This is a genomic window from Stenotrophomonas maltophilia group sp. RNC7, from assembly GCF_030910085.1.
Lineage (GTDB): Bacteria > Pseudomonadota > Gammaproteobacteria > Xanthomonadales > Xanthomonadaceae > Stenotrophomonas > Stenotrophomonas sepilia.
Map to the genome: position 1 here is coordinate 1 of NZ_JAVFVN010000714.1, position 750 is coordinate 750.

At 36.1% G+C, this 750-nt stretch carries 1 protein-coding gene; it reads left to right on the forward strand.

Annotated elements, in window-relative coordinates:
* A partial coding sequence (locus RCF13_RS15615; protein WP_308141329.1) for a DUF58 domain-containing protein occupies positions 1–750 on the forward strand: 750 nt, incomplete at both ends.

The following is a 750-nucleotide window of genomic DNA, read 5'->3' on the forward strand; positions in this document are numbered from 1 at the left end:
ATTCACTATTACTCCCCTTCTATGCTTTGCGGAACGCTGAAGTAATACGAATAACAAATCAAGACGAATATGCAGCAGGAGAACCTTTTTTAAGCACCATTACAATAAAAAGAAGATTTCCTTTTCCATTACTTTACTTAATTATAGAAGATGAATTACCATCACAATTTACAAAGTGTAAACAAACGAAGATGAATAAAGTAATACTTTTTCCAGGATTGAAGCGAAATATTTCGTTTCAATATGCAATCGACACAATCCCTAGAGGAGAGCATACTTTTTCAAGCGTACGTGTCAAAACTGGCGATTTATTCGGTATGATGGAGAAAGAAGTAATTTTTTCAGTTCCAGATACATTTTTAGTCTACCCTCAGTATGTAGATATAACATATCGACAAATGGAAAATCATTTCGAACAAGGAGCACTTTCAGCAAATATAAATTTAGTAAAAGACTCTACCATTTCTGTCGGTGTGAGAGACTATAAACCTGGTGACCGCTTTTCATGGATTGATTGGAAAGCAACTGCACGAACAAACAACATTATGACAAAAGAGTTTGAACAACAGCGCAGCCATAATATTATGATATTCATGGACAGAACCCCATCCCCTCTATTCGAATCAGTCGTCACATTTACTGCCTCTATTGTCAGATCTGTTTTGAAGCAAAATTCACCGGCGTCATTCGTATCTGTCGGAAAAGAACGAACCTTTTTCCCTTTAGACAATGGAGATAGTCAGTTACATC